General features: G+C 74.6%; 6 protein-coding genes. 4 read left to right on the plus strand and 2 right to left on the minus strand.

Annotated elements, in window-relative coordinates:
- The first annotated feature begins 451 nt into the window (after nucleotides 1-451).
- Together ACZ4EF_RS33595 and ACZ4EF_RS33600 are read left to right on the plus strand one after the other, a co-directional pair.
- Complete coding sequence (locus ACZ4EF_RS33595; protein ID WP_355335760.1) at nucleotides 452-1,228, plus strand: polysaccharide deacetylase family protein; 777 nt, start codon at nucleotides 452-454, stop codon at nucleotides 1,226-1,228.
- A gap of 33 nt (nucleotides 1,229-1,261) precedes the next feature.
- Nucleotides 1,262-1,705, plus strand: a complete 444-nt coding sequence (locus tag ACZ4EF_RS33600) for a BlaI/MecI/CopY family transcriptional regulator (RefSeq protein WP_467507897.1) — start codon at nucleotides 1,262-1,264, stop codon at nucleotides 1,703-1,705.
- 78 nt (nucleotides 1,706-1,783) lie between these two features.
- Here ACZ4EF_RS33600 and ACZ4EF_RS33605 read toward each other — a convergent pair whose 3' ends face one another.
- Together ACZ4EF_RS33605 and ACZ4EF_RS33610 are read right to left on the minus strand one after the other, a co-directional pair.
- Nucleotides 1,784-3,208, minus strand: coding sequence for a sensor histidine kinase (locus tag ACZ4EF_RS33605; protein WP_467507899.1), 1,425 nt, complete (start codon nucleotides 3,206-3,208; stop codon nucleotides 1,784-1,786).
- Nucleotides 3,209-3,222: 14 nt separating this feature from the next.
- Nucleotides 3,223-3,891: a response regulator transcription factor gene (locus tag ACZ4EF_RS33610; RefSeq protein WP_391124879.1), complete on the minus strand. Its 669-nt coding sequence runs from the start codon at nucleotides 3,889-3,891 to the stop codon at nucleotides 3,223-3,225.
- 103 nt (nucleotides 3,892-3,994) lie between these two features.
- Between ACZ4EF_RS33610 and ACZ4EF_RS33615 the strand changes: the two genes are divergently transcribed.
- Complete coding sequence (locus tag ACZ4EF_RS33615; protein WP_467507901.1) at nucleotides 3,995-4,840, plus strand: COG4705 family protein; 846 nt, start codon at nucleotides 3,995-3,997, stop codon at nucleotides 4,838-4,840.
- 109 nt (nucleotides 4,841-4,949) lie between these two features.
- Nucleotides 4,950-6,122, plus strand: a 1,173-nt coding sequence (locus tag ACZ4EF_RS33620) for a bile acid:sodium symporter family protein (RefSeq protein WP_467507903.1), incomplete at its 3' end; no start/stop codon positions are given.

Here is a 6,122-nt window from a genome sequence, read left to right on the forward strand (position 1 = left end):
GGGCATGGGGAAGCGAGGTGACGCGGAGCTGGGCCGCCGACGCCGGAGCGGGCCTGGGACACGGCCCGTCGCGGTGGCGGTGAAGGGGATGGCGGCTGGGGCGTTGCGCTGAAGCGGTCGGCGGGTGGGGGGGTGACGGCGCAAGGGGAACCGTAATGTCGTGGACACGGCAGCGCAATATACGAACTTATCTTTGCTCAATCTCTACTTTCTCTCGCAAGATCCAATGTTGCCCGTCCATGGATTCGGGAGACCGCCGCCGCTCGCCCCGTGCGCCCTCCGATCGACGGGCACCTCGTCCACCTTCTACAACGTGTAGTAGATTCGCGGGCAGCCCCCGGCCGGGGCCGTCCGCCGAGGTCACCGCGGGGCGCGGGTCCGGCATGCCCGGCTCCCGCTGCCCACGCCCGCAAGGAGGCCGATCACCGTGACTCCTCATTCCGACCGGCGGATCGTCGCCCGTACCGTCCTGCGCACGGGTGCGGTGGCCGCGTCCGCGCTCGCTGCCGCCTACGCCGGGCCCGCGCTGTCGACCTTCGGCCCGCTGCGCAACCGGCTCATGCCGCGGCTGTCGGGACGCGGACGGCCCGACAGCGTGGCGCTCACCTTCGACGACGGCCCCGACCACCTGTCCACCCCGCACTTCCTGCGACTGCTCGACACCCGCCGCGTGCGGGCCACCTTCTTCCTGCTCGGCTCGATGGCCGTCCGCTCCCCCGGCCTCGTCACGGAGATGTACGAGGCGGGCCACGAGGTCGCGATCCACGGCTGGACCCACCGGCCCGCGCTGCTGCGCGGCCCCTGGACCACGTACGAGGACCTGGCCCGCGCCCGCGACCTCGTCGGCGGCCTCACCGGCGGCGCGCCGACGCTCTACCGGCCGCCGTACGGCGTCATGACCGCCGGTACGCATCTGGCCTGCCGCCGCCTCGGACTCACGCCGGTGCTGTGGACCGCCTGGGGCGAGGACTGGCGCGGGCGCGCGACGCCGCGGACCGTCCTCGACACCGTCACCCGCGACCTGCGCGGCGGCGGCACCGTCCTGCTCCACGACTCCGACTGCGCCTCGGCCACCGGGTCGTGGCGCAACACGCTCGGGGCGCTCCCCCGCCTTCTCGACTTCTGTCAGGAACGCGGCCTGACGGTCGGCCCGTTGCGCGATCACGGGGGTCTCGCGGTGGCCGGTTGGTCGGGCGGCCGGGGCCGGGGCGGCCAGGTCGTGCCGTAGTACCGTGAGGATTCCTACGAAGGAGCGGGAAGCGTGGCCGAGCAGGAAGGCCCGGCCGCCGGGCGACGCGCGCCGGGCGAGCTGGAGAGCGAAGTCCTCGCGGCGCTGTGGGCCGTCGGCGAGCCGGCCGGGGCGGGCGCCGTACGCGAACAGGTCGCGGGTGAACCCGCCTACACCACCGTCCTGACGATCCTCACCCGCCTCCACGACAAGGGCCTGGTCACCCGCGAGCGCGCCGGACGCGGCTACCTCTACTCCCCCGTGCGCGACGAGGCGGGCCACGCGGCGGCCGGCATGCGCGACCTGCTGGAAGCCGGCGGCGACCGCGCGGCCGTCCTGGCCCGCTTCGTCTCCGAACTGCCCGCGGAGGACGAGAGGTTGCTGGAGAGGTTGCTGCGCGATCACGCCTCGGGGCAGGCCACCGGCGCCGCTCCCGGCACCCGCCCGGCGCGGCGCCCGCACGGCCGCCGGTCCTGACGACGCCGGGCACGGGCGTGCGTGCCAGGGCCGAAGGGGCCGGGGCCGAGGGGCCGTTCGTGATCCGCGGAACGGACCCTAGCCCGGCGGGAGTGTCACCTGGAAGCGGGCTCCGCGCGGTGCGGGGATCAGGGTGATGTCGCCGCCTGCCGCGCGGGCGAGGCGGCGGGCCAGGGGGAGGCCGAGCCCGGCGCCGTCGTGGGCGTCCGTCTCCGAGCCGAAGCGGCGGCCCGCCTCGAAGACGGCCTCGGCGTGTTCGGCGGGGACGCCGGGACCGTCGTCGGCGACGAACACCCGCGCGCCGTCGTGGAGTCGGACGCATTCGAGGGCGATCGCGCGGGCGGCGTAGCGGCGGGCGTTGTCGAGCAGCGGGGCGAGGACGCGTTCGAGGAGTTCGGGAGTGACGCCGACGTCCACCGGCTCGCCGGACGCCGTGACCGGGGGCGCCTCGGGGTGTTCGGCTCGGCTGCGGTCGGCGACCGCGCGGGCGACGTCGAGGGCGGCGCAGCGGCCCGCCGCCGCCGCGGACGGCTGCCGGGCCTCGCTGAGCAGCGTCCGGCAGATCTGCGCCATCTGTGTGGCCGCGGCGGCGATGGCCTGGTGGGAGGAGCGGGACTGGTCCGCGGTGCGGGGGCGGGCGGTGAGCCAGTCCGTCTCCGCGGTGATCCGGGCCAGCGGATTGCGCAGTTCGTGGGAGAGCTCGGCGGTGAGCTGCTGTTCGTGCCGCAGGACGGCCGCCTGGCGGTCGAGGAGCTGGTCCAGATTGGCGGCCAGCGCGGCCAGTTCCGCGGGCCTGGCCTCCCGCGCGCCGAAGCGCTGCGCCGCGCCGTACCGGCTCCAGCGGGACGCCTGGTCGCTCATGGTGCTGACCGGGCGCAGGGCGCGGCCGATCACCATGCGGGTGACCAGGTAGACGCCGCCGACCAGCAGCAGGGCGAGGCCGAGCGAACCGGCCAGCGCCGAACGGGCGGTGAGCAGATACGGCTCCAGGCTCGCGGCGGCCACGACGGTGGCGACCTGAACTCCCCCGCTGCTCAGCGGCATCGCGTACAGCCGGGTCGAGCGCGGGGTGGAGGTGTCGGCGAATCGGGTCCCCTTGCCCGCGAGGGCGTCCGCGCGGCGCTGGAGCGGTTCGGGAGCGGCGGGGCGTTCGACGACGTGGGCGCCGCGGTAGATCCAGATGCCGCTGTCGAGCGCGCCGTCGTCGCCCGGTTCCCGGACGGCGATGGTCCCGTCGGCGCGGATGTCGACGGTCGCGGCGACGGCTGCGGCGCGGGTGCGCAGCAGGTCGTCGGCCTGGCGGCGCAGTATCTCGTGCAGCGCGACGTTGAACGCGGCGGTGAGCAGCGCCACCCACAGCACGGTGGTGACGAGGGCGAGCAGCGCCAGTCGGCCGCGCAGGGTCGCGGGCAGCGTGCCGGACGGACCTCGGCGGCGCGCCCGCCCCGCGCGCGGCTGCTGCCCGGCGCGGCTCGGGCGTTCCGCCCGGCCCGGACGTCGCACGCGCGCGGGCGGCCTCACGCGAACCGGTATCCGATGCCGCGCACGGTGTCGATGCCGCGCGTGCTGCCCGTCTCGCGGAGCTTGCGGCGCAGCCGCGACACGTACTGGTCGAGGGTGTTGTCACTGACCTGGGCGCCGTGCGGCCACGCCGCCCGTACCAGGCTGTGCCGTCGTACGGCGGCGCCGGGCGCGGCCATCAGGCAGGCCAGGATGCGGAATTCGGTGGGGGTCAGGGGTACGGCCGCGCCGCCGTCCGCGGACAGCGCGTGCGTGACGGGGTCCAGGCGCAGTCCCTCGACCTCGCGGGCCGCCACGCGGTTGCCGCGGCGGAGCGCCGCGTGCAGGCGGGCGGTCAGCTCGGCCAGGTGGAAGGGCTTGGCGAGATAGTCGTCGCCGCCGGAGGAGAAGCCCGACAGCCGGTCGTGCAGGGCGTCGTGCGCGGTGAGGAAGAGCACGGCGGCCTCGATGCCGACGGCGCGCATGGCCTGGCAGACGTCCCGCCCGTCGGAGTCGGGCAGGCCGACGTCGAGGACGACCGCGTCCACGCGCGGGCCGACCGTACGCAGCGCGCTCGCGCCGTCGGCGGCGGTCAGCACTTCGAAGTCCTCTTCGCGCAGGCCGCGGGCGAGGACGTCGCGCAGTCCGTGGTCGTCCTCGACGATCAGGACGCAGTGGGCGGTCATGACGCCCAGTATCGGCGACCGGGCACGTCGGGGAAGGGCCGGGCGGCCGGAGGCGGGGCGGCGCTCAGGTTGTGTTCAGGCGCCGCGTGCCAGCCTGCGCGGCATGACAACGACCATGGAACGCTCGGGCCCGGCGCCCGGGGTGCGCACGATGCTCAACAAGGTGCCGGAAGTCACCGTCTACTTCTGGCTGATCAAGGTCTTGTGCACCACGGTCGGCGAGACCGCGGCGGACTATCTCAACACCAATCTCCACATGGGCCTGACGAACACGACGTACGTGATGTCGGTGCTGCTGGTGGCGGCCCTGGTGGCGCAGTTCCGGGTACGGCGGTACGTGCCGGGCGTGTACTGGCTCGCGGTGGTGCTGATCAGCGTGGTGGGCACCTTGGTCACGGACAATCTGACCGACAACCTCGGGGTGGCGCTGACCACCACGACCGCGGTCTTCGCGGTCGTCCTGGCGGCGACCTTCGCGCTCTGGTTCGCCGTCGAGCGGACGCTGTCGATCCACAGCATCCGCACCCCGCGCCGTGAGGCGTTCTACTGGGCGGCGATCCTGTTCACCTTCGCCCTGGGCACGGCGGCGGGCGACCTGGTCGCGGAGCGGATGAACCTCGGCTACTGGCTCTCCGCGCTCGCCTTCGGCGCGGTCATCGCGGTGGTCGCGCTGGCGCACTTCCGGCTGCGGCTGAACGCCGTGCTCGCGTTCTGGCTGGCGTACATCCTGACCCGGCCGCTGGGCGCGTCCCTGGGCGACTACCTCTCGCAGCCGCGCGCGGACGGCGGTCTCGGCCTCGGCACGGTGGGCACCAGCGCGCTGTTCCTGTCCACGATCCTGGCGCTGGTCGTCTATCTGACCCGGACCCGCAAGGACCAGCGGCCCGCACCGCACACGCCGCTGGACGAGCACGCCCAGCAGGACCGGCGGGCGGCGGAAACCGCCTGATGACGTACGCGGCTGCCACCGTCCTGTCTGCGCTGATACGCGGCCCGCGCCGGTCACCGGCGTCCACCGGTCCTCCGTGCCGTATCGCAGCAGACAGGAACGACAGCCCGTGCGTGCTCCCTTCGTCCCCCGCGCCCTCGCGCGCGTCCAACGGTCCCTGACCTGGCTGATGGCCCTGGCCTACGCCGTCGCGACGGTCGCTCCCGCCGCCGGTCTGTGGCTGCGGCACCTGCGGTGGAGCGTGCCGCGCGGGGTCGGCGTACCGGCCGCCGCGCTGTCGCCGCCCTCGGCGCTGCTGGCGTTCGTGCTGTTCACGGCGGCCCTTCAGGTGCCGGTGCGGCGGCTGCCCGCGCTGGCCAGGCGCCCGGGGGCGCTGATGACCGGTACGGCGGTGAACGCGGCCGTGCCGCTGCTCGTCCTGCCCTTGCTGGCGGGACTGTTGCGGTTCTCGCCCGACACCGACGGCGGCAGCGGGCTGCTGACCGGGATCGCGCTCGTCGGCGCCATGCCGGTGGCCGGGGGCGCGACGGTCTGGGGCGGCCGGGCGGGCGGCAACCACGCGCTGGTGGTCGGCATCGTGCTCGCCTCCACGCTGCTCAGCCCGTTGACCACCCCGCTGACGCTCTCCATGGCCGCCGTCTTCGCGCACGGCCACTACGCCCACGATCTGGGGCGGATGGCCGGTGCCAGCAGCGGCGCCTTCGCGCTGGCCGGGGTCGTCACGCCGTGCCTGGCCGGGCTGTTGGCGCAGCGGATGACGTCGCGGGAGCGGCGCGACCGCGCGCTTCCCGGTCTGAAGCTGTCCGCGCTGCTGGCGTCACTGCTGCTGACGTACGCCAACGCGTGCGGCGCGCTGGGCGGTCAACTGCGGCACCCGCAGGTGGCGTTCATCGCCGCGTCGGTCGGTGTGGCGGCCCTGGCGTGCCTCGCGGCGCTGGCCGTCGGCTGGGGTCTGGCGCGCGGTCTGCGCAGTGACCGGGCCGACACGGTCGCGATCACGCTGGCCTCGGGGATGAACAACAGCAGCGCGAGCGCGGTGCTCGCGGCGACTCATCTTCCCGCGCATCCGCAGGTGTTGATGCCCGTGCTGGCGTACAGCATCGTGCAGAAATTCGGCGCGGGGGCGGTGGACAGCTTCCTCGGCCCCCGCGCCGCCGCCGGATCCCGGCGGCGGGGGGGGGGGGGGCGGGGGGCGGGGGAGGGGGTATCCCCCTCTGTCTTTGGTAGTGTTGGGGTGTTGTCCGCGAACCACGCCACCCCCGAAGGACCCGAGAGAGGGGGC

The organism is Streptomyces sp. NPDC025721, from assembly GCF_055558595.1.